At 60.2% G+C, this 26,308-nt stretch carries 26 protein-coding genes; 16 read left to right on the top strand and 10 right to left on the bottom strand.

The window, feature by feature from the left end; genetic code table 11:
- Positions 1-45 precede the first annotated feature (45 nt).
- A complete protein-coding gene (locus HMPREF3142_RS13435) occupies positions 46-1,572 on the bottom strand; it encodes an APC family permease (RefSeq protein ID WP_070612139.1) in 1,527 nt (508 codons plus the stop codon).
- A 14-nt stretch (positions 1,573-1,586) separates the two neighbouring features.
- Positions 1,587-2,357, bottom strand: coding sequence for an SDR family oxidoreductase (locus tag HMPREF3142_RS13430; RefSeq protein ID WP_004898667.1), 771 nt, complete (start codon positions 2,355-2,357; stop codon positions 1,587-1,589).
- Positions 2,358-2,785: 428 nt separating this feature from the next.
- On the opposite strand from HMPREF3142_RS13430, the gene HMPREF3142_RS13425 reads away from it, so the two are divergent.
- The 3 genes from HMPREF3142_RS13425 to HMPREF3142_RS13415 all read left to right on the top strand — a co-directional run bounded on the left by HMPREF3142_RS13425 (position 2,786) and on the right by HMPREF3142_RS13415 (position 6,043).
- Entirely contained in the window at positions 2,786-3,841 is a 1,056-nt protein-coding gene (locus HMPREF3142_RS13425; protein WP_224275401.1) for a phosphotransferase enzyme family protein, read from the top strand.
- Positions 3,831-5,168: an aspartate aminotransferase family protein gene (locus tag HMPREF3142_RS13420; protein WP_008804577.1), complete on the top strand. Its 1,338-nt coding sequence runs from the start codon at positions 3,831-3,833 to the stop codon at positions 5,166-5,168. Before HMPREF3142_RS13425 ends, HMPREF3142_RS13420 begins: the two co-directional genes overlap by 11 nt.
- A gap of 92 nt (positions 5,169-5,260) precedes the next feature.
- The gene (locus HMPREF3142_RS13415; RefSeq protein WP_004898673.1) at positions 5,261-6,043 is read left to right on the top strand and encodes a DeoR/GlpR family DNA-binding transcription regulator; all 783 of its coding nucleotides are present in this window, start codon (positions 5,261-5,263) and stop codon (positions 6,041-6,043) included.
- Between the two features lie 15 nt (positions 6,044-6,058).
- On the opposite strand, the gene HMPREF3142_RS13410 is transcribed toward HMPREF3142_RS13415, so the two are convergent.
- From HMPREF3142_RS13410 to HMPREF3142_RS13395, 4 genes are all read right to left on the bottom strand, one after another.
- Entirely contained in the window at positions 6,059-7,048 is a 990-nt protein-coding gene (locus tag HMPREF3142_RS13410; RefSeq protein WP_077263615.1) for an isopenicillin N synthase family dioxygenase, read from the bottom strand.
- Positions 7,049-7,068: 20 nt separating this feature from the next.
- Positions 7,069-8,487 carry an amidohydrolase family protein gene (locus HMPREF3142_RS13405; protein WP_070612137.1) on the bottom strand — a complete coding sequence of 473 codons (1,419 nt, stop codon included), beginning with the start codon at positions 8,485-8,487 and terminating at the stop codon, positions 7,069-7,071.
- A gap of 11 nt (positions 8,488-8,498) precedes the next feature.
- The gene (locus HMPREF3142_RS13400) at positions 8,499-9,488 is read right to left on the bottom strand and encodes an ABC transporter substrate-binding protein (RefSeq protein WP_070612136.1); all 990 of its coding nucleotides are present in this window, start codon (positions 9,486-9,488) and stop codon (positions 8,499-8,501) included.
- A gap of 295 nt (positions 9,489-9,783) precedes the next feature.
- Positions 9,784-10,683, bottom strand: coding sequence for a LysR family transcriptional regulator (locus tag HMPREF3142_RS13395; RefSeq protein ID WP_004202952.1), 900 nt, complete (start codon positions 10,681-10,683; stop codon positions 9,784-9,786).
- A 207-nt stretch (positions 10,684-10,890) separates the two neighbouring features.
- Between HMPREF3142_RS13395 and HMPREF3142_RS13385 the strand changes: the two genes are divergently transcribed.
- From HMPREF3142_RS13385 to HMPREF3142_RS13335, 11 genes are all read left to right on the top strand, one after another.
- On the top strand, positions 10,891-11,859 hold the full coding sequence (locus HMPREF3142_RS13385; RefSeq protein WP_070612135.1) for a PDR/VanB family oxidoreductase: 969 nt from the start codon (positions 10,891-10,893) through the stop codon (positions 11,857-11,859).
- A gap of 11 nt (positions 11,860-11,870) precedes the next feature.
- Positions 11,871-13,154 carry an amidohydrolase family protein gene (locus tag HMPREF3142_RS13380; protein WP_070612134.1) on the top strand — a complete coding sequence of 428 codons (1,284 nt, stop codon included), beginning with the start codon at positions 11,871-11,873 and terminating at the stop codon, positions 13,152-13,154.
- Positions 13,144-13,623, top strand: a complete 480-nt coding sequence (locus HMPREF3142_RS13375) for a RidA family protein (protein WP_008804570.1) — start codon at positions 13,144-13,146, stop codon at positions 13,621-13,623. The genes HMPREF3142_RS13380 and HMPREF3142_RS13375 overlap by 11 nt, the downstream gene beginning before the upstream one ends.
- Positions 13,620-14,501 carry a creatininase family protein gene (locus HMPREF3142_RS13370; protein WP_023322765.1) on the top strand — a complete coding sequence of 294 codons (882 nt, stop codon included), beginning with the start codon at positions 13,620-13,622 and terminating at the stop codon, positions 14,499-14,501. The genes HMPREF3142_RS13375 and HMPREF3142_RS13370 overlap by 4 nt, the downstream gene beginning before the upstream one ends.
- Positions 14,501-15,484, top strand: a complete 984-nt coding sequence (locus HMPREF3142_RS13365) for an ABC transporter substrate-binding protein (RefSeq protein WP_023322766.1) — start codon at positions 14,501-14,503, stop codon at positions 15,482-15,484. The genes HMPREF3142_RS13370 and HMPREF3142_RS13365 overlap by 1 nt, the downstream gene beginning before the upstream one ends.
- On the top strand, positions 15,481-16,311 hold the full coding sequence (locus HMPREF3142_RS13360) for an ABC transporter ATP-binding protein (RefSeq protein ID WP_008804567.1): 831 nt from the start codon (positions 15,481-15,483) through the stop codon (positions 16,309-16,311). Before HMPREF3142_RS13365 ends, HMPREF3142_RS13360 begins: the two co-directional genes overlap by 4 nt.
- A 1-nt stretch (position 16,312) precedes the next feature.
- Positions 16,313-17,128, top strand: coding sequence for an ABC transporter permease (locus tag HMPREF3142_RS13355; RefSeq protein WP_004175779.1), 816 nt, complete (start codon positions 16,313-16,315; stop codon positions 17,126-17,128).
- Between the two features lie 26 nt (positions 17,129-17,154).
- Positions 17,155-18,576 carry an FAD-binding oxidoreductase gene (locus tag HMPREF3142_RS13350; RefSeq protein ID WP_070612133.1) on the top strand — a complete coding sequence of 474 codons (1,422 nt, stop codon included), beginning with the start codon at positions 17,155-17,157 and terminating at the stop codon, positions 18,574-18,576.
- Between the two features lie 384 nt (positions 18,577-18,960).
- On the top strand, positions 18,961-19,437 hold the full coding sequence (locus HMPREF3142_RS13345) for a hypothetical protein (RefSeq protein ID WP_008804564.1): 477 nt from the start codon (positions 18,961-18,963) through the stop codon (positions 19,435-19,437).
- 1 nt (position 19,438) lies between these two features.
- Complete coding sequence (locus HMPREF3142_RS13340) at positions 19,439-19,867, top strand: hypothetical protein (RefSeq protein ID WP_012967991.1); 429 nt, start codon at positions 19,439-19,441, stop codon at positions 19,865-19,867.
- A 32-nt stretch (positions 19,868-19,899) separates the two neighbouring features.
- A complete protein-coding gene (locus HMPREF3142_RS13335; protein WP_051975541.1) occupies positions 19,900-20,202 on the top strand; it encodes a hypothetical protein in 303 nt (100 codons plus the stop codon).
- Positions 20,203-20,292: 90 nt separating this feature from the next.
- Here HMPREF3142_RS13335 and chrA read toward each other — a convergent pair whose 3' ends face one another.
- The 4 genes from chrA to HMPREF3142_RS13315 form a co-directional block, all read right to left on the bottom strand.
- A complete protein-coding gene (chrA, locus tag HMPREF3142_RS13330; protein WP_032733163.1) occupies positions 20,293-21,660 on the bottom strand; it encodes a chromate efflux transporter in 1,368 nt (455 codons plus the stop codon).
- Positions 21,629-22,588, bottom strand: coding sequence for a chromate resistance protein ChrB domain-containing protein (locus HMPREF3142_RS13325; protein ID WP_077265579.1), 960 nt, complete (start codon positions 22,586-22,588; stop codon positions 21,629-21,631). The genes chrA and HMPREF3142_RS13325 overlap by 32 nt, the downstream gene beginning before the upstream one ends.
- A gap of 128 nt (positions 22,589-22,716) precedes the next feature.
- Positions 22,717-23,910 (bottom strand): MFS transporter, encoded by a 1,194-nt coding sequence (locus HMPREF3142_RS13320; protein WP_223861307.1) that lies wholly within the window; start codon positions 23,908-23,910, stop codon positions 22,717-22,719.
- A 186-nt stretch (positions 23,911-24,096) separates the two neighbouring features.
- A complete protein-coding gene (locus tag HMPREF3142_RS13315; RefSeq protein ID WP_004175772.1) occupies positions 24,097-24,345 on the bottom strand; it encodes a tautomerase family protein in 249 nt (82 codons plus the stop codon).
- A 60-nt stretch (positions 24,346-24,405) separates the two neighbouring features.
- On the opposite strand from HMPREF3142_RS13315, the gene HMPREF3142_RS13310 reads away from it, so the two are divergent.
- Both HMPREF3142_RS13310 and HMPREF3142_RS13305 read left to right on the top strand, forming a co-directional pair.
- The gene (locus HMPREF3142_RS13310) at positions 24,406-24,867 is read left to right on the top strand and encodes a winged helix-turn-helix transcriptional regulator (protein ID WP_009307678.1); all 462 of its coding nucleotides are present in this window, start codon (positions 24,406-24,408) and stop codon (positions 24,865-24,867) included.
- A 177-nt stretch (positions 24,868-25,044) separates the two neighbouring features.
- Positions 25,045-26,262, top strand: a complete 1,218-nt coding sequence (locus HMPREF3142_RS13305; protein ID WP_032730601.1) for an MFS transporter — start codon at positions 25,045-25,047, stop codon at positions 26,260-26,262.
- The last annotated feature ends 46 nt before the right edge of the window (positions 26,263-26,308 follow it).

Raw genomic sequence — 26,308 nt, 5'->3', positions numbered from 1 at the left:
TATCCTGCCGCCCGGCCAGCGAAAGCCGGCGGCAGGTGCGCATCATCAATCATCCGTCAGTACAATGCGTCCTATAACCCGGTACTTTTGCGCATCAAAGAGGTAAAACCAGACCGCGATGGCGGCGCCAAAGCAGAAGCAGGCCAACACGATCCACGGAATGGCATGATAAAAGGAGGAGCTGGCGGCAGCGCCCGCGGCAAACGCCATATTTTTGAATAATAGGTAGACGATATAGATCATCCCCATCCCCCCAAGCAACGGCGCAACGCCTGTTTTAAACCAGTGTCCTTTGCCAATATTTTCTTTATTACCGTGGAAGTAAACGATCACCGCAAAGGCGCAAAGCGCCTGGACAATCATAATGCCCATCGTACCCAACAGCGCCAGCAGGGTGTAAATATCCGCGTAAGGATCTTTACCGGTGATAAAGAATAGCAACACAATCAGCGTGGCGATAACGGTCTGCACCGTAGAGGCAACATGGGGGGAGCCGTGGCGCGAGTGTGAACGACCCAACGTGCGCCCGGCAAACGGAAACAGATTTTCCCGCCCGAGCGCGTAGAGATAGCGCGCCGCGCAGTTATGAAACGCCATCCCGCAGGCAAAAGAGCCAGTGATCACCAGCAGCTTAAACACCCCGACCGCCCACTCCCCCAGATACTGGCGAGCCGGACCGTAGAAAATCTCTCCTGCGCGGTTAGGATCCTGCGCAAGGGCAATAGCCTGCTCCGGTCCCGTTCCGGCAATCGCCATCCACGAAATGAACACGTAGAACACGCCGATACCAATCACGCCCAGCAGGGTAGCCAGGGGAATGATCTTTTTCGGGTTCTTCGACTCTTCACCGTACATTGCCGATGACTCAAAGCCCACCCATGACCAGAAGGCGAAGAATAATCCAATTCCGGCACTGGCGCCGACCACCCCTTTCGCCGGGGTAAAGGCGTTCAGCGGGTTGATCGACTCGGGGACAAAACCCTCTGGCCCTCCGCCATGGATCAGCACCGCCACCGCGACGGCGGTGAGGATCAATATTTCCAGTACCAGGCACAGGCCGAGCACCCGGGAAGTGAGCGAAATATCGAAATAGCTCAGCACTCCGGTGGTCATTAGCATGACGAAGGCGAAGATGAGCCAGGGGATATGTACGCTGAAGACCGTATTGATTAAATCCTCACAGAAAAAGGCGAAGATCCCGACCAGCGCAGCCTCAAAGACAATGTAGGTCATGGTCACCGTCACTCCTGACGCCATGCCAACGATCCGCCCCAGGCCGTGTGAAATAAAGCCATAAAATGCGCCGGTAGCGGTAATAAACCTGGCCATCTGCGCATAGCCGATGGCAAACAGGGCAAGGATAAGGGTGGCGACCATAAACCCCGCGGGCGCAAACTGACCATTACCACTACCCACCGCGATCGGCACATTGCCCAGCATCGCAGTGATCGGCGCTGCCGTGGCGATAGTCATAAACAGCACCCCGCCAAGGCCTACCGCATTTGGCCGCAGCCGCTGCACAACATGTTTTTCCGCCGCTGGCGCGGGATTGGCAAGAATTTCATTGCTCATGATGAACGCTCCGTTCAGTTCAGGCACGCGGCGGATTCAGGCAGGATCTGCCCACCGTCAACAATTAGCGACTGGCCGGTGATGTAGCCAGCCTGACGGGAGGCGAAGAACAGCGCTGCCGCAGCAATATCTTCCACCGTTCCGAGGCGTTTGAGCGGCACGGCGCTGGCCATCCCGGCGATATAGTCCTCGCCCATATCCCTCAGCCCTTCCGTGACGATATTCCCCGGCAGGACGGCATTGACGGTAATGTTGTCGCCGGCCAGTTCCAACGCCGCGCTACGCATAAAACCCAGCTGGGCCGCTTTGCTGGCGGCATAGTGAGCCCAGCCCGGATAGCCCGTTACCGGCCCGGTAATCGAAGAGGTGAGGATGATGCGACCATACTCTGCACGTTTCAGCCATGGCAGCGCCGCCTGGACAGTTAAAAAAGTCCCTTTACTGTTGATCGCCTGCACCTCATCCCACTGCTGTTCGCTCATGTCTGCCAGCGGCGCCGAAGGAAAAATCCCCGCGTTGCAGCAGACAATATCCAGACCACCCCACTGCTGTGCGGCTTCTGCCACACAGGCTTTTACCTCTTCGGCATGACTGACGTTGCAGGTCAGACCGCGTAGCGTTAATCCCTGCTCCGCCGCCTGGCCGATCGCGCTATCGATACGCGATGGTGTGCGGGCGGTAATGGTCACCTTCGCCCCGGCGCGGGCAAAGCCGAGTGCAATGCCAAGACCGATCCCACTACTCCCGCCGGTCACCAGCACATGTTTGTTCATAAAATCTGACATCATTTTTCCCCGTCTGTGAAAGTTCTGCGATCCCATCCGTTTGGCCTGGCCGTGCAGCGATCTCCGTCGCTGGCAGGAAAAGAATAATCACGTAAATGTTGAATGTTCAACATTTTAATGTGAGATTTCAGCATAAAAATAATGCGCTATGATTGGGCACAAGACTGGTGCAATAGACAGATTAATTTATCTATATATATCAAGGAATTAATAATAAACTTCACGCTTTGATTACGCCTGAATGAGAAAAACACACATTATACGTTCCGTTATGGTGCAAACGGCTGAATCTAGCCAACTAAATCACACTAACCTACTGTTAATAAAATAATTAATAAACAAAAAGCATAATTGAAGCGCAACAGGAAACAAAAAAAACCTCACACATCTTGCAAATCCCGCAACCACAACATAAAAATGTGTTAAGCGTGTCATTTCAAATTGAGGACAGCATGTTTAACGACGAATATTTAACAACACTTACCCTGAAGCTGCGGCCGCTCCTGCCCCGCTGGGGCCTCAACGAAGGCGCAGAGATTGGCCTGCTGACGGTTTCAGAAAATGCCACGTTTCTGGTCAGCGATAAGATGACGCAGAGAAAGATCGTGCTGCGAGTGCATCGCCCAAACTACAGCTCAGCGGTGGAGATCCATTCTGAGCTGATGTGGCTAAACGCCCTGCATGCCCGGGGAGATATCAACATCGCCGTACCGCTTGTACTGGATGATGGGACCTGTATCGCCAGCCTCATCGACGGCGAAACGGTCACCCACGTCGTGGGATTCACCTTTGTTGCGGGCAGCGAACCTGATACTGGTAGCCATCTCACCGGCTGGTACCATGCCCTGGGACGGGTTGCGGGAGAACTGCACAGGCACAGCGAAGGCTGGGTAAAACCCGAGGGTTTTCATCGCAAGGTGTGGAACACCGAGACGATTATCGGACGTCATGCCTGGTGGGGCGACTGGCGGAAGATGACGCAACTGAGCGCCGACGATATTACGCTGCTGGAGGCGGTGGAGGCCACAGTGGTCGCCAGACTGGAAGCGTACGGACAGGGCGCCGACCGCTATGGGCTGGTGCACTGCGACATGCGGCTGGCCAACCTGCTGGTGAATGATAATTCGCTGACGGTGATTGATTTTGACGACTGCGGCATCTGCTGGTTTGGCTGGGATTTTGCCACCGCCGTCAGTTTTATTGAAGACGACCCGGCCCTTGCGGACTACCGCGCTGCGTGGCTTGCGGGCTACCGTAGCGTCCGTCCCTTCAGTCAGCAGGACGAAGTGATGCTTCCGGTGCTGGTGATGCTGCGCCGCTTACAGCTGACGGCCTGGCTGGCCAGCCATAGTGAGACAGCCACCGCCCGTCGCTACAGCCCGCAATGGGGCGCCATCACCGTACGCCTGGCCCAGGCGTTTCTCCTCCAGGCGTCACCGCTTAGCGCTACCGTTAACTGCAAGGAACCTGCTGATGAACAATAAAACCCCCATTCTTCAACTGAACCGTTTTGACGCGTTGACCGGCGTGGCCGACGAAAACCTGAGCCGACAAATTGCCCGTCGCCACGCCACCCAGGGGACCGGTTCGGTGCTGTTTTATCCACAACCGATCGTCATGGCGTCGGCCTCCGGAGCCTGGATGGAGGACTCCGCCGGCAACCGTTATCTGGATATGTATAACAACGTGCCGGGCGTGGGGCATTGTCATCCGCATATCACCCAGGCGATGGTGCGCCAGGCCGGGTTACTGAACACCAACACCCGCTATCTGTTCCCGGTACTGGAGCAGTACGCGGACAGCCTGCTGGCGACGTTCCCCGCCGGGCTGTCGAATGTGATATTTACCTGCACCGGCAGCGAGAGCAACGACATCGCCCTGCGGATGGCCCGCTTTATCAGTGGTCGGCAGGGGATCATCGTCACCGAGAGTGCCTATCACGGCAATACAACGGCGGTGATGGAGGTCTCTCCCTCCGGGCACAAAGAGGCCCTCCTGCCCCCGTGGGTGCATACCATTCCCGCCCCTGACCTGCGCAGGCTGTCAGCGGGCCAGACGCTGTCTGACCTCTTCGCCGCCGACGTTGAGCGCGCCATGGACGAGCTGGATGAGCGGGGCTACGGCTGCGCGGCGCTACTGGTGGATACCATTTTTTCCAGCGACGGCGTTTTCGCCGATCCGCCGGGATTTCTGGCCCAGGCGGTAGCCCGCGTACAGGCCCGGGGCGGACTGTTTATCGCCGATGAAGTCCAGCCGGGCTTTGGTCGGACAGGCTCTCATTTCTGGGGCTTCCAGCGTCACAGTGTGCAACCGGATATCGTCACGCTCGGCAAGCCAATGGGGAACGGTTTTCCCATGGCCGCGGTGATCACGCGTCCGGCTATTCTGCAGGCGTTCAGCGAAAAGACCGAGTACTTCAACACCTTTGGCGGTAACCCGGTGGCTGCCGCCGTGGGCCTCGCGGTACTGGAGGTGATTGAACAGGAGGCCCTGATGAACAACGCCCAGCGCAACGGGGACTATCTGCGTGCCGGACTGCGCCAGCTGGCCCAGGATTTCCCGGCCATCGCCGACATTCGCGGCGCCGGACTGTTCAACGCCATCGAGTTTGCCCGGCCAGACAGCGGAGAGCCGGATCCGCAGCTGACGAGTCGCGTTATCTATCACCTGAAGCTTGAGGGCGTGCTGATTGGCGCGGCCGGTCGCTTTGGCAACAGCCTGAAGATCCGTCCGCCGCTGTGCTTCAGTCGCGATGATGCAGATTTCTTCCTCGAACGGCTGGCGAAAGTCATGGGCCGCCTGAACGGATAGTCTAACCGACAGGGCAAACATCCAGTTTGTTTGCCCTCGGCGTGCAGGTATATTAACGGCATCAGCGACTTCAGGGAGAGTAACCAGCGTTCATGTCGAAGAGAAAAGAAGACCGTCAGCAACAGATCCTGCGCGAACTGGCTGAGACCCCGACCCTGCGGATTGGGGATATGGCGCGCACCCACGGTGTCTCTACCGAAACCATCCGTCGCGATCTCGACGAACTGACCCGCCGGGGCGTACTGAACCGAACTTACGGCGGTGCGGTGCGGGCCATGAACAGTGAACCGACGGTCACGGAGCGCCACCAGCTGTTTACCGAAGAGCGCGAGCGCATCGCCCGGGACGCCGTCCATTGTATGCGCGAGGGCAAAATATTTATGATCGGCTCCGGCGCCACCACGGTACATGTTGCCCGCCGGATGGCCAGCGAGCTGCGGGATATCACGGTCATCACCCACGCCTTCGGCGTCGCAACGGTGCTGTCGATGAATCCAACCATCCGGGTGATCGTCGCTCCCGGGGAGTACTGCGCTACCGAAGGGGCAATGACCGGTGCGCAGACGCTTCAGTTCCTCAGCCAGTTCACGGCGGACTATACGTTACTGGGGGCCAGCGGTATCGCCGCCGATGGGCCAAGCGAGGCGTTAATCGACAGTGGAACGGTTTACCGGGCGATGATCCAGCGCGCCGCGAAGAGCATTGTCGTCGCCGACCACTCGAAGTTCGACCTCACCTATCCCTACCACTACGCGGGCTGGTCGGGCATCAGTCGTTTAATTACTGACCAGCCCCTGCCCGACCATCTCGCTACTGTACTCGGCCGGGAAAAGGTGGTCGTGGCGCGTGGTCATGCCGCTCCTGAACAGCAGTGACCCGCGCCGGTACGTTTACCCTTTGGCAAAATTGGCCTGGATCCGCTGCTGCAGATAATCCTCGGCGCTGATGGGCGGGTACTTTCTCTGCGGCCCGAGGATCTCGACATCTTTATTGGCCTGGCAGAAAAACGCCAGGCTGTAGCGCGGTCCCTGATATTCATGCGGCAGCGGGTTTCTCACCCGGTGGAAGTTAGACGGCAGCTGGTCGTCGCTCCAGCGCATCAGCATATCGCCGATATTGCAGGTGATCACCTCCTCGCGCGGCTCAATACTGGTCCACTGCTGGCTTTCGCGGTCTTTACCGGGACAAACCTGCAGTCCGCCCTGGCCGGGGCGCTGGAACAGCAGCGTCAGGCAGTCAAAATCGGTGTGCGCGCCGGCCCGCCACATCCCCTGCTGCGACTGCTCGGTCGCATAGTAATGCAGCATACGCAAGGTGCTCTGGTAGGTGTCACGCTGCGGATCGTGCGCGGTGGTGAAAAACGATTCCGGAAAACCAAGCTTCAAAGCAAAGCAGGAGAGGATCTTCATCCCCAGCTGCCAGCACTGCGATTCAAACCCGAGCATCGTCTGCTGAAATGCTGGCAACTCCCGATCGCTGGGCCAGCGCCCGGCCATCAGCGGCCGGGTGATCTGATACGACTCTTTTTGATCCGGCGTGCGGGTCGATGGCCGGACCTGCGCCTTGCTTTCCCAGCCGGCGTTGCCGGCCAGCGGATACTGGCGCTTCACCTCGTCGGGCAGGTCGAAAAACGCCTCGGTCATGCTGAACGCCTGGCGGATATCCGCCAGCGGAATACCGTGGTGGCTGACCTGGAAGAAGCCAATCTCCACCGCCGCCTCCCACAGTTGTTCGGCAATGTCATTTTTTCTTTCGGCAAAGTTCGACAGGTCGATACAGCGCACTTCGCGGGCGAAGGTCTCTTCGCCCTGGGCGCCCATCAGCGCCTCTTTTTCCAGTTCCTGTAAGGCGTAGCGTTGATTCTGAGTGGTTGCGTTCATCGTCATTATCCTGTTATCAGTTAAACAGCGGCGCGCTGTTGGAGGGTACGGACGGCCGCCAGCGCGTCGTGGCGCATCGCGTCAAGGTCGAGACCGGGAATGGCGTCGTCTTCCACGATGGGGCGGCCATTGAGCAGCAGCGCCTTCAGCGCGGCGCGCCCACCGCAGGCCACCGGCCCAATAGCCATATCGTGCAGGCCGAAGTAGCGCGGATCGTCCAGCCGGTAAATGGCGAGGTCCGCCTGCATGCCGACCTGCAGAGTGCCGCTCTGCGCTAAGCCAAGGATCTGCGCCCCGCCGGCGCTGCCCCAGCGCACCACATCCTCCACCGTGGCCGCATCGGCCCCACCCTCGAAGGTGCCTCCGGCGTAGCGCGGCTGCGCCAGCATCCCCTTGCGCGCGCGTTGCAACAGCCATGCGGCATGGGCTTCGCTTTGCATATCCGCCGCTTCATTCGAGGCAGCGCCGTCCACCCCCAGCGAGACCGGGACCCCGGCCTGCTCCAGCGCCAGCAGATCGGCGATGCCGCTGCCCAGCCGGCCGTTGCTTTGCGGGCAGTGGGCGATGCCGGTTCCGGTGCGGCCCAGCAGGGCAATCTCCTCCGGCAGCAGCTTCACCAGATGGGCAAACCACACGTCATTTCCCAGCCAGTCGTGCTCCGCGCAGAACTGTATCGGCGTCATGGCGAATTTCTGCCGCGCGGCGTCGAGATAATCGACGGTTTCCGATAAATGGCTGTGCAGCCGGATCCCCAGCTGGCGGGCCAGCTTCGCCATCTCCCGCAGCTGGGCGCCCGGCGCGGAGTGCAATATGGTAGTGGGCGCCATCACCACCCGGCGCAGAGAATCGGGCCGGGGGTCGTGATAGCGACTGACCAGCCGTTCGACATCCGCCATATAGCCGTCGAAGGTTTCCGGACGCAGCGCCACAGGCAGATCCTGTTCCACCGCCCGACCCTGGGTCGCCCCACCCCGGCACAGAACGATGCGCATCCCCAGCGCTTCCCCTTCGCTGAAGACAATCTCCGAGGTATCGAAAGGCATATCCGGCCAGTACAGGTAGTTGTGATCCGCCACGCTGGCGCAGCCCGAGCGCAGAAGCTCCACCAGGCCGATGCGCACCGCCAGACGAAAGGTATGTTCATCGAAAGCCGCGCGAAAGCGGTACGGCGTGGCGCTCAGCCAGGCCGTCAGGCTCTGGTTCAGCCCCTGCGGCTCGCCCTTCAGCAGCGACTGAAAAAGATGGTGGTGCGTGTTCACCCATGCCGGATAGATCACGCAGTCGCGGGCATCGATCTGTCGCTCTTCAGGCAGCGGCGTCAGGCTGCCGATGGCGGCAATCTTGCCGTCGCGGATGCGAATATCCGGCCCGGCCAGCCGCGCCGCCTCTCCGGGCAGACCGCTGAGGATGGCATGGGCATTTTTAATCATTAATGACATGGCGTCGCTCCTCAGGGTTTAACCTGCATGGCCTGAACAAATTCGGTGGTGTAGGCCTGTTTCCAGTCGGTGGCCGCCGCCAGCAGACCGGCTCTGACCATAAAGTCGCGGGTCTTCTGCCAGCGCGCGTCGGTCATCGTCCCCCAGCCCTGGCTGGCGGCATCCCCACCGTCGATCAGGTGATGCTCACGGATCTGGGTCACGCCCCAGGCGAGCAGATCGTCGGTCATTTTCGGGTTGTCCTGCTTAATCAACGCATTTCCCGGCGCCGGATTGTTGAGGTAACTCACCCAACCCTCCATTGAGGCGCGCACAAACTTCGCCATCGCCGCTTTCCGCTCGGCGATGGTATCCGGGCGGGCGATGAGAATGCCGCCGTAGGGAGGATAACCATGCTCAGAAAACAGGAAGAAGTTCGCCTTCACCCCGGCCTTCTGCACCTGGAACACCTCGGAGCTGACATAGGCCTGCTGGGCGACGGCGTCATCGACGACAAAGGGTTGAATATTGAAGGTATAGGGGCGAACCTGAGCGTCGCTCAGCTGATATTGCGCCTTCAGCCACGGCCACCACGTCGCCTGACCGGAGCTGGAGACCAGAAGCGTTTTGTCTTTCAGCCCCTGCAGGGAGGTGACATCGGCATGGGTCAGCAGCCCCTGGGGATCGTACTGAAAGGGCGCGGCAATGGCTTGCGCCTGGAAGCCGCGCTGAATGCCTTCCAGCAGCTGCAGGTCGTAACCGATTATCACATCGGCCCGCTTCGACAACAGCAACTGCATGCCGTTGACCTGGGGGCCACCGGAGCGGATCTCGACGTCGAGACCATATTTTTTGTACAGCCCAGTGGCCTGAGCCTGATAATAACCCCCCTGCTCCGCCTGAGCGTACCAGGAGGTCAGCAGAACGATTTTCTCCTCGGCCTGAACGGCCAGCGAGACACCGCCGAGAGCCATCAGGCCCAGCCAGCGAAAGCCCCGGGGAAGGCGTGCACGACTTTTCATTATCCCTCTCCTCTTCATGCCGGGAGAGGGGCGAGCAAACCACGGCTCAGCCTCCCATCCCGGTCAACATTGAACCGCGACATGGTGACTGAGCAATGTCCCGTATGGATAACCCGTACTGACCGCTTCTACTCACACTCAGCTATACAAAAACAATGCCAGATTTGATCGCCCACGAGCGGCCGCGAGAAATCGCCTGCGCCGCCGCCCACGGGTATGCAACCTTTGATTCATGCACACAAAAAACGCACCATTATGGTGCGCTAATGAATGATTTTAGTGCCTGCCCGGTCTCTCACAGCTGACTGAAGAGCATCTCCAGCTGGTTCAACATCATCGAGGCGGCGAGGGAAAGCTGGCGGGCGGGCGAGACGCACAGCGCCAGCGTGAAAGGCTTAAGCTGCGGATCGGTTAGCGGTACAAACGCCAGCTGGCCTGACTCGATCTCATCGAGAATATCCAGCCGGCACAGGATGCCGATGCCCATCTGCTCTTTGATCAGGGTGCGGATCATGTGAATGTTATTCGACACCGCCACCTCCTTCACCTCGTTGCCGCTGATGTTCACCAGCGCCTCCACCGGCTCGCTGATCATCAACGGGGCGGACGGCAGGATAAACGGGTAGTCGATGCACTGACTAAAGCGCACCGCGCTGCGGCTGGCCAGCGGATGGCCGGTCGGCACCACGATACCCATATTCATCTCGGCAAACGCCCGCACCTGCAGTTCGCGGGAGGTCTGGGGATTGAGCATGATGCCGAAATCCGCCTCGCCAGAGATCAGCGCCTGCTGAATGTGGATATTGTTGATGGTGGTCAATGTAAAAGAAATGTTGGGATAATGTTTATGCACCTCTTTGAGCATCGTCGAAAAAAAATGCCGGTTAATGGCATCGATGGTAGCGATACGCACATGCCCCCGCCGCAACCCGCGCAGGTCATCCAGCTGTTCGCAGACCCGGGTAAAGTCCTTTTTCCAGTTATTGGCCGCGTGCAGGAGCAGCTCCCCGGCGGCGGTCAGACGCAGCCCGGTGGGATGGCGCTCGAAGAGCGGCATCGCCAGCTCCTGTTCCACGCGCAAAATCTGACGGTCGATGGAAGACGCCGACACATGCAGCGCCTCTGACGCTTTACGAAACGATCCCTGACGGGCCACTTCGGTGAAATAGAGCAGAAATCGGGAGAAGGCAAACATGGTTTGGGTGCTCTCTTTTTTGCAACGGGTTGTGCGAATCAAAGCTCTGGACGCAACAGTTTTATCACAATACCGTAGCATTCATAGCGGAGAAACGATCGTTTCACCCATTTTCTTGCACGCCGGACAGTTTACCGCGAAGAGGAGTTATCTCTTCGCCGACCCTGGCCGCCCTGCAGACAGCGGAATGAGGGAGAGTAAACGGTAATGCACAGCCACGATCTTATTTCGGTCTCGGTCGGGGAAATACGCCCCAATGGAGAGGGAAATCTATCATTAATATTGCAGGCGGCGGCTGGGGAAATATTACCGGCCTACTCTGCCGGGGCGCATATCGATATTATTATTCCCGGCGTTGGCCCCCGGCAGTATTCCCTGTGCGGCACGCCTGACCGCAGTAATACTTATGAAATTTGCGTCAGACTGACGGACGCGTCCACCGGCGGCTCACGCTATTTGCACCAGCAGGTGAAATCCGGCGATCGGCTCGCCATTTCGCCTCCGCGCAACCATTTTCCCCTGCCGGAGGCCGGGCGCTACCTGCTGTTTGCCGGCGGTATCGGCATCACGCCTTTGCTGGCGATGGCTGAAGCGATTGCCGCCAGAAAGGGGGCGCTGGAGCTGCATTATTATGTCGCCAGCTCGCGCCAGACGGCCTTCTCCCCGCGCCTGACCCAGCTGGCTGCGGGCGGCACGGTGGCGATCCACTGTAGCGAGGAAGGCGCGTCGTTTCGCCAGCGGATCCCCGCCTGCTTAACCACACCCGATCCTGATACCGCAGTGGTCGCCTGCGGCCCGGAGGGTTTTATTCAGCGACTGCAGTCGGTCATGGAGGAATATCGCTGGTCGCCGTCGCAATTCGTCTTCGAGCGTTTTACTCCCGCGGCGGAAAATAATACTGCGGCGAAAAATGCGTTTTATATTGAACTGGCCTCCAGCGGGCAGCGCCTGCAGGTCGCCGCGGATCAAACCATTGCTCAGGTATTACAGCACGCCGGCGTGGAGGTGATGCTCTCCTGCGAACAGGGAATGTGCGGGTCGTGTATTACCGGGGTCCTCGACGGGATCCCCGAACACCGGGACAGCGTGCTGACGGCGGAAGAGAAAGCTGGCAACGACCAGATCACGCTCTGCTGTTCGCGGGCGAAATCGCCGGTTCTGGTTTTGGATCTGTGAGGAGACTGACGATGACCTTCCCCTCCTCTTCCGCACCGCTCGCCGGTATCAGCCGCGCCCGACTCCCGGCCTGGGCGCTGCCCGACGGCTGGCCGACGCAGGCCAACGGTGAACCGCTGCTGGCGGACCTGGCCTTTCGCGACGGCCGGATTGCCGCATTGACCCCGACCGACCAGCCGACTCCCGGCCTGTGGGACCTGGCGGGGGCGTTGACGCTCCCCGGCCTGCTGGAACCCCATGCCCATCTGGACAAAACCTTTACCATTGAACGCTGCCGTCCGGCGCAGGCCGGGCTGCTGGCGGCGATCCACGCCATGCACGAGGATCGCCAGCACTGGACCAGGGCGGATATTCAACGTCGGGCGTCCGCCGCGCTGGCCCGGGCGGCAGCAAATGGTGTGACCTATTTGCGTAGCCATATCGACTGGTTTACCGCCGACGCACCGGACGCCTGGCAGGAGATCGCCCGCCTCGATACCGTCGGCATCACCCTGGAGCGGGTGGCGCTGGTCCCGCTGACCCTGTTTCGCGATCCGGCGGACGCCGGGGCCATTGCCCGAACGGTCGCCACCAGCGGGGAGGGCTGCCTGCTGGGCGGCTTCATCCACTCCTCCAACTGGGACGCCGCCGCCATGGCAAACCTGCTGGATAGCGCGGCCCGCTGGGATCTGGATCTGGATTTGCATATTGATGAGGAGCTCAGCGAAGTGTCTCAGGGGCTGACCTGGCTGGCGGACCATCTCTCCCGCCACCCTTTTCCCGGGCATATCTGCTGCAGCCACGGCTGCGCGCTGGCCGCTGGCAGCGACGAACAGGCGGCGCCGATCCTGCGCCAGCTGGCGGCGCACGGCGTCACCCTTATCGCTCTGCCGATGACCAACCTGCTGCTGCAGGATGCGACGTTCGGTCGCACGCCGCGCCAGCGGGGGATCACGCTGCTGCACGAGGCGCAGGCCGCCGGCGTGGCCACCCTGCTCGGCTGCGACAACGTACAGGATGCCTTCTGCCCGACGGGGAGCTATGACCCGCTGGACACCCTGGCCTGCGGCCTGTTCAGCGCCCAGCTCAGCGACCTGTTTGACCGGCAGTCGCGGCTGATCTGCGATCGCGCGGCGCTAACCGGTTCGCCGGCAGACGCGGCGCCCTTTGCCATCGGCGCGGCGGCCAGCGTGGTGATTTTCCCGGGTAGCGACCGTTTTACCTGGCCTTTAAACAGCGCCGCCCGTCTGGTGGTTAACCACGGCAGGTTAACCCACCGGCGCGTGTGGCAAGAGGAGATGGCACATGAGTCTTGAAGCAGGCGCGGGGGCGCCGCTGGCGCGGTATGCCGCCTGGCGCAGAGCCGGCGATTTTATCTTTCTCTCCGGCATTATTCCGGTCAATCCCCTGACCGGCACCATCGTCAACGGCTTTCAGGATGTGCCTGAGCCGGTGCGGGAGCTGCTGGGGGCGACCGGTGAATTTTCGACCGATGCGAAACAGGGCCCGATCCTCGCCCAGAGCTGGTACGTCCTGGAAAGCATCCGCCACACCGTGGCGTCCGCAGGAGGGCAGATGAGCGACGTTATCAAGCTGGTGCAGTACTTTCGCAACCTTGACCATTTTCCCTATTACAGCCGGGTCAGGAAGCTGTTTTATCCCGACCAGCCGCCCGTTTCCACCGTGGTCCAGGTCAGCGAAATGCTGCCCGACGCCACGGTACTGATTGAAGTTGAAGCGACCGTCTGGTTACCCCAGCCAATTCACTCCGAGGCACCGCGATGATTAACGGTTACATTCCTGCAGCGCGCTTTCTCCCTTTCCTGAGCTGGACGGACGTGGCCGCCCTGCCGGATAAAAGCAATACGGTTATCGTCCTCCCCACCGGGGCGATCGAACAGCACGGCCCGCATCTGCCCTGCTCGGTGGACAGCGTGATATCTTCCGGCGTGGCGGGCCATGCCCTCGCCCGGCTGCCGGCGGCGATCCCGGCCTACGCCATCCCGCCGATCGTCTACGGTAAGTCCGAGGAGCATCTGCATTTTCCCGGCACCCTGACCCTCAGCGGCGATACGCTGCTGCATACCGTGCTGGAGATCGCCGAATCCCTCTATCGGGCCGGTTTTCGCAAGCTGCTGATGATCAACGGCCACGGCGGCCAGCCGCAGATCCTGCAAATCGCCTGCCGGGAAATGCGCCTGCGCCACGGGGATTTCATCGCCATCCCGCACGATGTGTTCAACGTACCCAACTGCGAAAAACAGTTTCTCAGCCCGCATGAACAGCGGATGGCGATGCACGCCGGACATAGCGAAACGGCGCTGATGCTGGCGCTGGCCCCGGAGTGCGTTCATATGGAGCGGGCGGTCGCCAACTTCCCGCCGGAATTCCCCTGCCCGACCCTGTCGAAAGGCCGCCCGGCGGCGGCGTGGGCGTCCTATGACTTTGGCCCCAGCGGGGTGATTGGCGACCCGACCCCGGCGACGCGGGAGCAAGGCGAAGGGCTTCTCGACTCCCTCGCCGCCAGCTGGGCGCAAGCGATCATCGAGATCCACCGCATGGCCTGGGTCGAACGTCACGAACCGACCTGGGGCAAACAGCACTGGCACGGCTTTGTGCAGTCCCACCCCCCCTCTTTCGCTGCTGAATCCAAGGAGCCATGATGAATACCAGACCGACGCTCGTTTTTACCCTGCTGACCGTGGCCGCCCTCGCGACCTCAGCCTCCTGCTTCGCGGCGGAGAAGTTTACGTTTCTCACCAACTGGTATGCCCAGGCCGAGCACGGCGGGTTTTACCAGGCCCAGGCCACCGGGCTGTATCAGCACGCCGGTCTCGATGTCGAGATTAAAATGGGCGGTCCGCAGATCAACGTCATGCAGTTGATGGCTGCCGGTCAGGCCGATTGTACCCTTGGCGACAACGGTCAGGCGCTGGAGACCTGGCAGGCCGGGGTGCATGCGGTGACCGTCGCTACCGTGTTCCAGCACTCGCCGACGGTGTTTATCACTCATAACAAAGTGGAGAACCCGGCGGAGCTTAAAGACAAAACCTTCCTGCTCGCTACCGAGGCCTATACCTCTTTCTGGCCGTGGGCGAAGAGCGAGCTGGGTCTGGCTGGCAGCAAAGTGCGCCCCTATACCTTTAACGTTCAGCCGTTCCTCGCCGATAAAAACCTGGTGCAGCAGGGCTACGTGACCTCCGAGCCGTTCTCCGTCGCCAAAGGCGGGCAGCCGTTCTATGTCTATCCGCTCAGCGACTGGGGCTACCCGCCCTACGGCAACTCGATTATCTGTATGGCGGATACCATCCGCAAACGTCCGGCGGCGGTGGCGGCCTTCGTCAAAGCCTCCATGGAGGGCTGGAAAAGCTACCTGCAGGATCCCGCCCCCGGCAACCGCCTGATCGGTAAAGCAAATCCGCAAATGGGCGCCGAGCAGATCGCCTTTGGTATTGCCCAGATGAAGCAGTACCAGCTGGTGACTGGCGGCGATGCAAAGACCGGCGGCATCGGCATCATCACCGAGCCGCGGCTGAAGAAAACCTGGGACATGCTGGTGAAAAACAAGCTGATCGACGCCAGCAAGGTGCCGTTTGAGCAGACTTACACCCTGGAGATGGTCAAAGACGCCGGAGTGATGCCATGAATACCGCCCCGAAACTGACCGTGATGAGCGACACCCGCTTTATGCCCGCCTCTGCCACCCCGGCCATCGAGGTGCTGTCGGCGGAGAAGATCTACAGCAACGGTACCCGGGCGCTGCTGCCCGTCAACCTGACCATCAATCAGGGGGAGTTTATTACCCTGCTCGGCCCGTCCGGCTGCGGGAAGAGTACGCTGCTGAAGATGGTCGCCGGCCTGGTGGAGCCCAGCGACGGCAAGCTGATGCTGTGGCGGCGCGACAGCCGGGAGAAAGCCCAGCATCCGCTGTCGTTCGTCTTCCAGGAAGCCACCCTGATGCCGTGGAGCAGCGTGCGCAATAACGTCAGGTTGCCGCTGGATCTGGCCGGCGTGCCGCGGGCGGAAGGTAATACCCGGGTGAGTGAAGTCCTTGAGCTGGTGGGGCTGGGCAAATTCGCCGACGTCCTGCCGCGCGAACTCTCCGGCGGCATGCAAATGCGCGTCTCCATCGCCCGCGGCCTGGTCACCCGGCCAAAGCTGCTGCTGATGGATGAGCCCTTCGGCGCGCTCGATGAAATTACGCGTAACAAACTCGACAGCGACCTGTTGCGTCTCTGGCAGGAGCAGAACCTGACGGTGGTGTTCGTCACCCACTCGATCCACGAAGCGGTGTTTCTCTCACAGCGGGTGATCATGATGGCGGCCCGTCCCGGACGGGTGGTCGAAGATATCGCCATCCGGGAGCCGTTCCCGCGCAGCGAGGCGTTCCGCGTCAGTCCGGCCTTTTCCCTGTATGCCCGTCAGCTGCAGGACAGTCTGTTGCAGGCCAGCCAGTCCGGTATGGAGTCATAATATGAAAAACACAACCTCAACGCCGTGGGTCCAGCATCCGCGTTTTCTCAAAATTCTCTATCCGACCCTCGTCGCGGTGGCGGTGGTGCTCCTGTGGCAGGGCGCGGTGAGCTATTTTCGCATCCCGGCCTTTCTGGTGCCGTCGCCGCTGGTGATGCTGGAAAGCCTGTGGACGCATCTCACGCCGCTGCTGCTGGCGCTGCTGTTCACCCTCAAGATCACCCTGATCTCGTTTCTGCTGTCGATTGTCATTGGCGCCGCGGTGGCGTTTATCCTGGTGCAGAACCGCTTTGTGGAAACCGCCCTGTTTCCGTATATCGTGTTTTTGCAGGTGACGCCGATTGTCGCCATCGCTCCGCTGATCATCATCTGGGTGAAGGATGCCACGCTCTCGCTGGTGGTGTGCGCCACCCTGATGGCGGTGTTTCCCATCATCTCCAATACCACTCAGGGACTGCGCAGCGTCTCCCCCGGCCTGCTGAGCTATTTTCGCCTCAATCACGCCAGCCGCTGGCAAACGCTGGTGCGGCTGCGTATCCCCTCGGCGCTGCCCTATTTCTTCGGCGCGCTGCGTATTTCCAGTGGGCTGTCGCTGATTGGCGCGGTGGTGGCGGAGTTTGTCGCCGGGACCGGCGGGACCAATACCGGTCTGGCCTATCAGATCCTGCAGGCTGGCTACCAGCTGGATATCCCGCTGATGTTTGCCGCGCTGCTGCTGATCTCTCTCGCCGGGATCGCGCTGTTTGGCGTGATGTCCTGGGTTTCGCGCCGGGCGCTCAGCGCCTGGCATGAAAGCGAAGCCGTGCAATCTCATTAATATTTTGCTGACGAACAGGAAGAAAAATGATGACTGATGAGCAGCGTCAACACGCGGTCGCGGCGATCCAGCAGGCACTCCCAACGCTGGAGTGGACCTTACAGCCGGCGAAGATCAAACGGCTTTCCCGCGATTTTCACTGGTTCAGTCCGGTACTCACTGAGCAACTGGCGGGGAAACAGGCGGACGCGGTGGTTCGCCCACGCGACGAAGAGGAGCTGCGCCAGCTGGTCGCCGCCTGCGCGCAGCACCAGCTGCCGCTGACGCTGCGCGGCAGCGCCACCGGCAACTATGGCCAACTGGTCCCCCTCCAAGGCGGGCTGCTGGTCGATATGACCGGACTCAACCAGATCGTCGCCCTCGGCAACGGCACGGTGCGCGCCCAGGCCGGCATTCGTCTGGCAGACATCGAAACCGCCGCCCGCCCAACGGGATGGGAGCTGCGCTGCATGCCGTCGACCTACCGACTGGCGAGCCTGGGCGGCCTCTACGGCGGCGGGTTCGGCGGCATCGGCTCCATCAACTATGGGCCGCTGGCGGCGCCCGGCAATGTGCTCAGCGTCAAAGTGATGACCGTCGAGCCGGTCCCCCGCGTGCTGACCGTCCCGGCTCCCGAAGCGCTGCTGCTGCATCACGCCTACGGCACCAACGGCATCATTCTGGAGGTTGAGCTGGCGCTGGCGCCCGTGCACCAGTGGATAGAGCGCCTGGACGTGTTTGACGATTTCGCTGATGCGCTGAACTATGCCAACGCCTGCGTCCGCTCGCCGGGGCTGGTAAAACGTCAGGTCGCGCTGCTGGCCACGCCGATTGCCGATTATTTTAACCACCTCAACGATCGTTACCGCACCGGGCAGCATGCGGTTATCAGCCTGATCGCCGAGGAGAGCGAAGGACTCTGCGCCAGCCTGTTACAGCGCCATCGCGGGAGCAACGCCATCCGTCAGGCCAGCGACGAGGCCCGGACGCAAAACGCCTCGTTAATGGAATACTGCTGGAACCATACCACCCTGCATGCGCTCAAGGTGGACAATACGCTGACTTATCTCCAGACGGCGTTTGATCCGCTGCGCTATCCGCAGCAAATTTTACAGATGGAGCAGCACTTCGCCGGAGAGGTGATTTCCCATATTGAATTCCTGCGCGATATCGAGGGCAATCTCACCGCCAGCGGTCTGCAGCTGGTGCGCTATACCACGCCCGCGCGGCTCAACGCCATCATGCAGATATTTCGCGACAACGACGTCAAAATTAACAACCCCCACGTGCTGCAGGTTGAGGACGGCAAACAGGGCGTGATTCGCCCCGACGTCGTGGCGGTGAAACAGTCTCTCGACCCGGCGGGATTGCTTAACCCCGGCAAGCTGCGCGGCTGGGCGCTGCGCGACCAGCTGGAGCTGGACAGCAACCCGCTGGCACTGGCCACCCGCGAAACCCCCACGACCTGATCGCCCCATTCCGGGGCGCGCTAACCGGTCGCTGGCCCGCTTCTCTTCCTCCTGCCCGCGCGGCGAGTTTTTTTACGCCACTCATTCATATGAATGAGTGGCGTCTCTGTTTCCTCCGTTATACTCATCAAAAAAGCGACGATAAATTTATTATCACGGGTTAATTCCGCGGTTCAGTTTTCGTGTCGAATTAAATAGTTATTCCGAACACGCTCTGGCGGATTATTTATTACGCGCTGTCATTTTATTACAACTTGCCGATTACCGGCCTGAACGACAAAAATGACCGTAAAATGAGTCGACATAAATTTGCCCCTATGAATTAAGCACATGATAAAAACGTCGTAAATTATTTTTATTCAACACAGCAATAGTGAGGATAATATGAGCGATGCCATTTCTTCGCAACTTGAAAACATCATTACGATGCTGATCGCCATCAGTATCGCCTCGGAAAGACTGGTAGAGATAATCAAAGGGTATTTTCCCTGGCTTAATCTGGAAAATCAGGATCCGGTCATCGAAGGACGACGCAAATCAGCCCTGCAGATATTAGCGGTGGTTGCCGGTATTCTGACGGCGTTTTTGACCCAACCTTTCGTCGCCGGCAGTTTCTCGGCCATTAAACATCCGGACCTGATGACATTATGTATTGGCCTGATGGCAAGCGGCGGATCGGCGTTCTGGAACGTCATTCTTAATTATCTGTTGCAAGTGAAAAACCTGAAAAAGCAACAAGTCAGCAGCGTGAAAGCGGATCCAGTAGCCGATCCTGCCCCCCCTTCTCCGGTTTATCATGACGTGGTTCCTGGCGCAGAGCCGGTCAGCTCAAACCCCTGTTTCAATCCGGAGGGTAAATAACATGGTATGGCGTGTCGCAAAGAGTCTGCTGATACTCAGAGATCAGATTAATCAATATGCTCCGCATCGCAACAAGGACAGCGATGGCACCATTGGTGATGAACATCATGCCCACACCAACTCGGATCATAATCCGCAGGTGATAGATGGAAATATTGGTGTGGTAACGGCTATCGATATTACCCACGATCCTCTACATAAATGTGATGCTCAGGCGATTGTCGATGCGTTGGTCGCCAGCAAAGACAAACGAATTAAATATATTATCTGGAACAAACGGATCATTAGCGCTTCTGTCCAGCCTTGGGTATGGCGGGATTACCATGGGCCCAGCCCGCACGATAAACATTTCCACTTATCCGTGGTGCCGGTGAAAGCGCTGTACGATTACACCTTACCGTGGCTGTTATTTAATCCACATAAAGAATGATCCAGTTTTTTTCCGATTACCGTGAGGCGAATATGACTCAACAAATCGACATTGAGAAAATAAAAGCGGCACTCAACGCCATTGAAGAACTCGAACAGATTGCCCGTTCAACGCAGCCGGCCGATATTAAAAATTTTTGTGTGGAATATAACAAAACATGGAAAAAGAAAGTGGATACCCTGCTGGCACTGATTATTGATGAACCCATCAGTTCGCTGTTAGTTAAACTGGTGCCTTACTTACCCACACTGCTGGTGATTATTAACATGCTAAAGGCGGGCGTTGAGCAATATTGTCAACTGCATCTCGCGGAGGAGCCTCCCGTAGATAAATAATTGCCACCCATCCGGCCAGGGCCTGCTCAGGCACTGGCCTCCCTCCCCAATCCCCCATCTGTCCACGTTTCTCTCAACCCAACGCCGACCTTATCCTGCGCCGGACAGTCCCGCCATATGGACGATAAGCCCCACCGCAGCGGCGGCGGCCAGTACCCAGGTCAGCTTCCACTTATAACGAAACAGCAGCCCGGCGGCGCCCAGGGCAATGGCCGCAGACCACGGGTCGAAACCGGATGGTCCCCAGACGCTATGCCAGATAAAAAACAGCGCCAGATTCAGGATAACGCCCACCACCGCGGCAGTGATGGCGGTCAACGGCGCGGTAAATCCCACCTTATTATGGGTCGTTTCAATAAACGGCCCGCCGGCGAGAATAAAGATGAACGAGGGCAAAAAGGTAAACCATGTCACCAGGCACGCCGCCGCGATGCCCCCCAGCAGCACATCATCGACGCCCAACACCGCTTTGGTGTAGCCGCCGACAAACCCGACAAAGGTCACCACCATGATCAACGGTCCGGGGGTCGATTCCCCAAGAGCGAGGCCGTCCATCATCTGCCCTGCCGTCAGCCAGCCATAGTGGGTCACCGCCCCCTGGTAAACATAAGGTAAGACGGCATATGCCCCGCCAAAGGTCATCAGCGCGGCTTTGGTAAAGAACCAGCTCATCTGGGTCAGCGGATGCGCCCAGCCCAGCATTAGCGTAAGGGCGGCCATCGGCACCAGCCACAGCAGCATTCCGGCGATCAGCACCTGAGAGGTGCGCCGCCAGCTGAAAATGGCATGGGCCGGAATCGGCGTCGTGTCATCAATGATGGCGGCTCCGCCAGGGTGACTCTGCGCACGGTGGGCGTCCGCTTTGCCGAACGTCGTCGGCGCCAACCGTCCGCCGATAAAACCCACCAGTGCCGCGGCGAGGACGATCAGCGGAAAAGGAACGTTCAGCGCAAAAATAGCGACAAAGGCAGCGGCAGCGATGGCCCAGTAGGCACCATTTTTCAGCGCCCGCGAGCCGATGCGGTGCGCCGCCTGCAATACTATCGCCGCTACGGCGGGTTTGATGCCATAAAAGATCCCCGCCACCACGGCGACATCCCCCCAGACGAGGTAGATCCACGCCAGGGCGATGAGTAACACCAGCGAGGGCAAAATAAACAGCACCCCGGCGATGACGCCTCCCCAGGTTTTATGCATCAGCCAGCCGATATAGGTCGCCAGCTGCTGGGCCTCCGGGCCGGGCAGGACCATACAAAAATTGAGCGCATGCAGGAATCGCCCTTCCGAGATCCAGCGTCGGTTATCCACCAGCTCCTGGTGCATCATGGCGATCTGTCCGGCAGGCCCGCCGAAGCTGATGAAGCCAAGCTTGAGCCAAAAGCGAAATGCCTGCCAGAAGGAGACGGAAGCGACGACGGAAGGACTGTCACTCTGCGGAAGAACGACCGTTTTGCTCATGATTGCCAGACCTCATTTCACAGGACCTCAGTAAGCCGTCGAACAGCGAGCAAGCTGCCGCCAGCAGTTGGTCATCGTCCGTAATGGTTTCCCGCAGCCCTGCAAGAATGCTTTCTACCCCCGCCGCCTCCGGGGTCGGTACCCCACCGACGTCCAGGAAGTGGATCAACCGCCCCAGACTGTCGGGGATCACCGCGTCCAGCGCAAAGCGCCGGACCAGTACTTCGAAGGTCACCAGCGTGCCGACGTGGCTGAATGGCGCGCCGTCAAAATCAAAACCGACCGCTGTCGCCGGACAGTCCTCAGGCGCGGCCAGCCACAGGAATAGCGCCTCGTCGTCAATAAAGCGCCGGATAAGCCAGGCGCTGGCCAGACGATCGACCCACGGGCGTCGGCGGGTGGCCCACAGCCGGCCGCGAAAGGCGCCTCTGTCCAGCAGGCTCAGTTCGCCCGCCACCGACTGCGGCTCGTTCGGCGATAGCCGCTGATTAATGACCTGCTCGATAGTGGCCAGTCGCTCAGCGGCTTGCTCCCGGGCGGCCCCCGGAAAGAAATCAATGGCCTCGATCCGCCGGTAGTCACGCTGAATTTTACGCAGTTGTTTGAGCTGAGCCGCCAGTTCGTCGTTGGATAACGTCCCCTGCAGCGCCTGCAGATCCTGCAACAGCGCGTCGTACTGTTCACGACGATCGAATAGCGGCCTGAGCGCCTCTTCTTCCGCCGCCTCAATCGTGAAAACATACCCGGTCCCCCCTTCCGCGCGGATCGCCTGGCAGGTGCTGAGGAAAGTGTCATAGCCCTGGCGCACGTCGGGCAGCAGATAGACCCCATCGCGCAGGACCGCTGCCCCGCTCTGCTTCAGGGTTCGCCAGACACGCATGCGCAGCGTGGCTTGAGACGTTGTCAGGTTAAGGATCAAGAGATGCATTGTCATGTTGTAGAGATTACTACAGCATGTAGCGTCTGTGACGTTTTTACGCGCAAGGAGTCAGATGAATTTCAGCAATGCATAGCTGAAAAAAGCAAAAGACGGCCTGCGCAGCGGCAGGCCAGGCGCTAAGCGCGGGGTGGGGATAAGGGGCGCAGCAGCAGGGTCAACAACGCCACCGCAACCGGGACCAGGGAGCCCCACAGCACGGCGTTCCAGCCGAAGGCGTTGAGCAGAACCCCGGACGAAAACGACCCCACGATCATCACGCCGAAGACCAGAAAATCGTTGAGCGACTGAACCTGGGTCTTCTCTTCCGGGCGGTGGAAATCGATGATTTTCGCCGAGGCGCCGGTGAAGCCAAAGTTCCAGCCGATGCCGAGCAAAATCAGCGACAGCCAGTAATGATACACGCCGAGACCGCTCAGGCCGACCGCCACCGACGCGGCGGTGATCAGCAATCCCGCCGCCGCCATTCGCACTGCGCCGAAGCGCTGGATCAGCCGGCCGGTGAAAAATCCCGGGCCGTACATCGCCATCACATGCCACTGGATCCCAAGGTTGGCGGCCTGCTGGGAAAGACCGTGCATATGCATGGAGAGCGGCGCGGCGGTCATCAGAAAATTCATCACCATATAGGCCACCGCGCCGCTGAATACCGTGGTGGCAAAACCCGGCTGGCGGACAATCTCGCGCAGCGGCCGCCCTCCGCGCACGCTGGCCGCGGTGGGCTCCGCCGGCGTCACCCCTCTCAACAAAAAGGCGGCCAGCACTGCAACCAGCGCCTGAGCGAGGAAGGTGACGGCGAAGATATGTGCCGGCCAGAGGTGCATGGTGCCGGTGACCAGCATCGGGCCAATGATCCCGGCGGCCACACCGCCGCCCATCACCAGCGACAGCGCACGGGCGCGACGCGCCGGGGCGACGCCGTCGGTGGCGGCAAAACGAAAACTGAGCGCCACGGCGGCATAGGCGCCGCCAAGCATCGCGGCGAGACAAAACAGCAGAAAAGAATTCAGCACTACCGCCAGGGCGGCCGCCAGTCCGGTCACCATCCCGGCGCCGGTGCCGAGCCTGAACGCCGCTTTGCGGCCCCGCGTTCGCGCCAGCGCGCCGAAAGGCAGAATGGAGGCCGCCATCCCCAGCACAAACAGGGTGATCGGCAGCGTGGCCAGCGACGGGCTGGGGGCAATCGCGTTACCCACTATCGCGCCGGTAGCGTAGAAGACCACCGAGTTGGCGCCGGCCAGCGCCTGAGCGGCAGCCAGGCGAAGGATATTTTTGTTCTGCACCGCCAGCGGCAGCATGTGTTCTGTAGACATCCGTTGTTTTCACCGGTTTGAGAGTGGCGCCAGGCTGGCCGTCTGGCATCGCGCCCTGTTTGTTGGGTTCCCTGACCGTTACCTTAGCCGCAAAATACGCTTTTGCACCATAGCGAATCGCAATATTACCCGGCGATCTGGCCCCTCTTCTGCGTCAGATCGCCGGGCCGGGCTTCGCCGCCCGTTTTATTCCGGGGATCCGTCGCGCCGCGCGGCGGCAAATTTCGCCGCGATCATTGCGGCCGTCGGCTGGACGCCGCCCAGACTCCACTGCTCCGGGTCATGTTCGTCAATGCGGATCCAGACGGACTGACGGAACTGCGGATCGCCCTGCCCCTCAATCTCCACCAGCAGATCGGTCATCCGTCGCAGCAGCTCACTTTTCTGTTCCGCGGTCATGATCCCTTTAATGGTTTGCACGTTAACAAATGGCACGCTATTCTCCTTAGCATCTAAGTCTAAAATTCAAACTCAGAGTAGAAGGTCAATCTCGCGATGTCAAAAAATAAATCACTGCCCTACCTCGACCCGGCGCTGTGCGGCCTGGCGGAAGGGGCGAAAATCCTCGGCGACCGCTGGGTGCTGTTGATCCTCCGCGAGGCGTTTTACGGCGTGACGCGCTTTGAAACGATGCTGTCGCACACCCATATTACCCGCCAGACGCTCACCACCCGGTTAAAAACCATGACCGAAACGGGATTGCTCAGCAAAGTGCCCTACCGGGAAGCCGGCTCCCGCGAACGGTATGAATATGTTCTGACTGATAAAAGCCGTAGCCTGGCGCTGGTGCTGTTCGCCCTGATGGAATGGGGCCATCAGCACGTGCTGCACAGTGCGCCGCATATAGCATTGGTGGACAGCGCCAGCGGCGAGGCTGTCCATCCGGGGTTTATTACTGCCAGCGGCACCGTGGCGAGCCCCGCCGCCCTGCAGATCGTCAAGGCAGACGAACGCTAATAGCGCCGCTACAGAACTTTCGTACGCCTCTGGCGAAAGCCGCCGCAAGCGGGTATGTTGCATAGCCACGGTACCCGACGAGCGCGGGACATTTTTGTTTCATCGAACTGTGCGATAAAGGATGAAGGTATCCGGTGACCATTCCGACGCGCAGATCGCGCATGCTAAAGGTAGAAAATGTCGCTTCGTTCTCTGCGGGCTTTATGTCTGACCAGCTTTTTTATTGCCGACGTGCGCGACGGCCTCGGCCCGTTTCTGGGGATCTTTCTCACCCAGCGTCACTGGCAGGCGGAGGACATTGGCCTGCTGATGTCCGTCGGCGGTATCGCCGGCCTGCTGGCGACCCTGCCCGCCGGGTTCATCACCGACAGCTCGCGGCATAAGCGCTTGCTGCTGGCCGGGGTCTGCCTGGTGATCACCCTCACCACCCTGCTGCTCTGGTTTAGTCAGAAGACCAGCGTGGTCGCCCTCTCGCAAGTCGCCAGCGGCATCTGCGCGGCCTTTGTCGGACCGCTGATCGCCGGGATTACCCTCGGTCTTGCCAGACAGCGCGGCTTTAGCGCCCAGATGGGGAAAAACGAAGCCTTCAACCACGCGGGAAATTTCTTCACCGCGCTAATGGCCGGGGCTATCGCCTGGTACTGGGGCATCGGCGGCATTTTCATTCTGATGGCCTGTACCACGCTGCTTACCCTGGTCGCCCTGCTGGCGATCCGCGGCGGCGATATCGACGATGACGCCGCCCGCGGCATCGAAGCGGCATCCACGCCCTCCCTGCCGGGGTTTGCCATCCTGTTCCGCCATACGCCGCTGCTGATCGCCGGCGTAACCCTGATGCTGTTCCATCTCGCCAATGCCGCACTGTTGCCGATGCTGAGCATGCGGATCGCCGCCGCGCCCGGACACGTCAATCCCGGACTGTTTGCCGCCGCCACGGTGATTATTTCGCAGGTGGTGATGATCCCGGTGGCCATCCGGGTCGCCGGCAGCATCGACAAATACGGTTACTGGCGATGCATTCTGCTGGCGCTGGTGATCATGCCCATCCGGGCGGCGCTGGCGGCGTCCAGCGACGCCCCGGCGATGATGGTCCCGGTGCAAATTCTTGATGGCCTGGCGGCAGGGATTTTGGGGGTGGCGGTGCCCAGCTTTATCGTCTCGCTGCTGCGCGGCAGCGGGCACGTTAACGCTGGACAGAGCGTGGTGATGCTGATGCAGGGCGCCGGGGCGGCAATGAGTCCGGCGTTAACCGGGTCTATCGCCGGGCACTACTCCTTCGCCACCGCCTTCGGCGTGCTGAGCGTTATCGCGATTGTCGCCCTGATGGTATGGTGGCGCAGCGCTCCGCTGCTCACCGTCTCCGCGTCACCGCCAATCGGCGAGAGCGGGCAGTAACCTACGGCACAGCGACCTGAGGAGAGAGGAAATCGCCAGCCGGGTA

This window comes from Klebsiella sp. HMSC16C06, from assembly GCF_001808325.1.
Classification (GTDB): domain Bacteria; phylum Pseudomonadota; class Gammaproteobacteria; order Enterobacterales; family Enterobacteriaceae; genus Klebsiella; species Klebsiella variicola.
Note: the sequence above shows the minus strand (reverse complement) of the source record. Positions and strands in the feature narration are given on the sequence as shown.

Bases quoted from the DNA above. Each gene is read 5' to 3' on its own strand.
- HMPREF3142_RS13310 (WP_009307678.1), top strand. From the start codon at position 24,406: ATGTCAAAAAATAAATCACTGCCCTACCTCGACCCGGCGCTGTGCGGC.
- HMPREF3142_RS13320 (WP_223861307.1), bottom strand. From the start codon at position 23,910: ATGTCTACAGAACACATGCTGCCGCTGGCGGTGCAGAACAAAAATATC.
- HMPREF3142_RS13410 (WP_077263615.1), bottom strand. From the start codon at position 7,048: ATGAACGCAACCACTCAGAATCAACGCTACGCCTTACAGGAACTGGAA.
- HMPREF3142_RS13340 (WP_012967991.1), top strand. From the start codon at position 19,439: ATGGTATGGCGTGTCGCAAAGAGTCTGCTGATACTCAGAGATCAGATT.
- HMPREF3142_RS13375 (WP_008804570.1), top strand. From the start codon at position 13,144: ATGAGTCTTGAAGCAGGCGCGGGGGCGCCGCTGGCGCGGTATGCCGCC.
- HMPREF3142_RS13395 (WP_004202952.1), bottom strand. From the start codon at position 10,683: ATGTTTGCCTTCTCCCGATTTCTGCTCTATTTCACCGAAGTGGCCCGT.
- HMPREF3142_RS13420 (WP_008804577.1), top strand. From the start codon at position 3,831: ATGAACAATAAAACCCCCATTCTTCAACTGAACCGTTTTGACGCGTTG.
- HMPREF3142_RS13415 (WP_004898673.1), top strand. From the start codon at position 5,261: ATGTCGAAGAGAAAAGAAGACCGTCAGCAACAGATCCTGCGCGAACTG.
- HMPREF3142_RS13360 (WP_008804567.1), top strand. From the start codon at position 15,481: ATGAATACCGCCCCGAAACTGACCGTGATGAGCGACACCCGCTTTATG.
- HMPREF3142_RS13305 (WP_032730601.1), top strand. From the start codon at position 25,045: ATGTCGCTTCGTTCTCTGCGGGCTTTATGTCTGACCAGCTTTTTTATT.
- HMPREF3142_RS13435 (WP_070612139.1), bottom strand. From the start codon at position 1,572: ATGAGCAATGAAATTCTTGCCAATCCCGCGCCAGCGGCGGAAAAACAT.
- HMPREF3142_RS13325 (WP_077265579.1), bottom strand. From the start codon at position 22,588: ATGCATCTCTTGATCCTTAACCTGACAACGTCTCAAGCCACGCTGCGC.
- HMPREF3142_RS13370 (WP_023322765.1), top strand. From the start codon at position 13,620: ATGATTAACGGTTACATTCCTGCAGCGCGCTTTCTCCCTTTCCTGAGC.
- HMPREF3142_RS13400 (WP_070612136.1), bottom strand. From the start codon at position 9,488: ATGAAAAGTCGTGCACGCCTTCCCCGGGGCTTTCGCTGGCTGGGCCTG.
- HMPREF3142_RS13355 (WP_004175779.1), top strand. From the start codon at position 16,313: ATGAAAAACACAACCTCAACGCCGTGGGTCCAGCATCCGCGTTTTCTC.
- HMPREF3142_RS13385 (WP_070612135.1), top strand. From the start codon at position 10,891: ATGCACAGCCACGATCTTATTTCGGTCTCGGTCGGGGAAATACGCCCC.
- HMPREF3142_RS13350 (WP_070612133.1), top strand. From the start codon at position 17,155: ATGATGACTGATGAGCAGCGTCAACACGCGGTCGCGGCGATCCAGCAG.
- HMPREF3142_RS13335 (WP_051975541.1), top strand. From the start codon at position 19,900: ATGACTCAACAAATCGACATTGAGAAAATAAAAGCGGCACTCAACGCC.
- HMPREF3142_RS13405 (WP_070612137.1), bottom strand. From the start codon at position 8,487: ATGTCATTAATGATTAAAAATGCCCATGCCATCCTCAGCGGTCTGCCC.
- HMPREF3142_RS13345 (WP_008804564.1), top strand. From the start codon at position 18,961: ATGAGCGATGCCATTTCTTCGCAACTTGAAAACATCATTACGATGCTG.
- chrA (WP_032733163.1), bottom strand. From the start codon at position 21,660: ATGAGCAAAACGGTCGTTCTTCCGCAGAGTGACAGTCCTTCCGTCGTC.
- HMPREF3142_RS13380 (WP_070612134.1), top strand. From the start codon at position 11,871: ATGACCTTCCCCTCCTCTTCCGCACCGCTCGCCGGTATCAGCCGCGCC.
- HMPREF3142_RS13430 (WP_004898667.1), bottom strand. From the start codon at position 2,357: ATGTCAGATTTTATGAACAAACATGTGCTGGTGACCGGCGGGAGTAGT.
- HMPREF3142_RS13365 (WP_023322766.1), top strand. From the start codon at position 14,501: ATGAATACCAGACCGACGCTCGTTTTTACCCTGCTGACCGTGGCCGCC.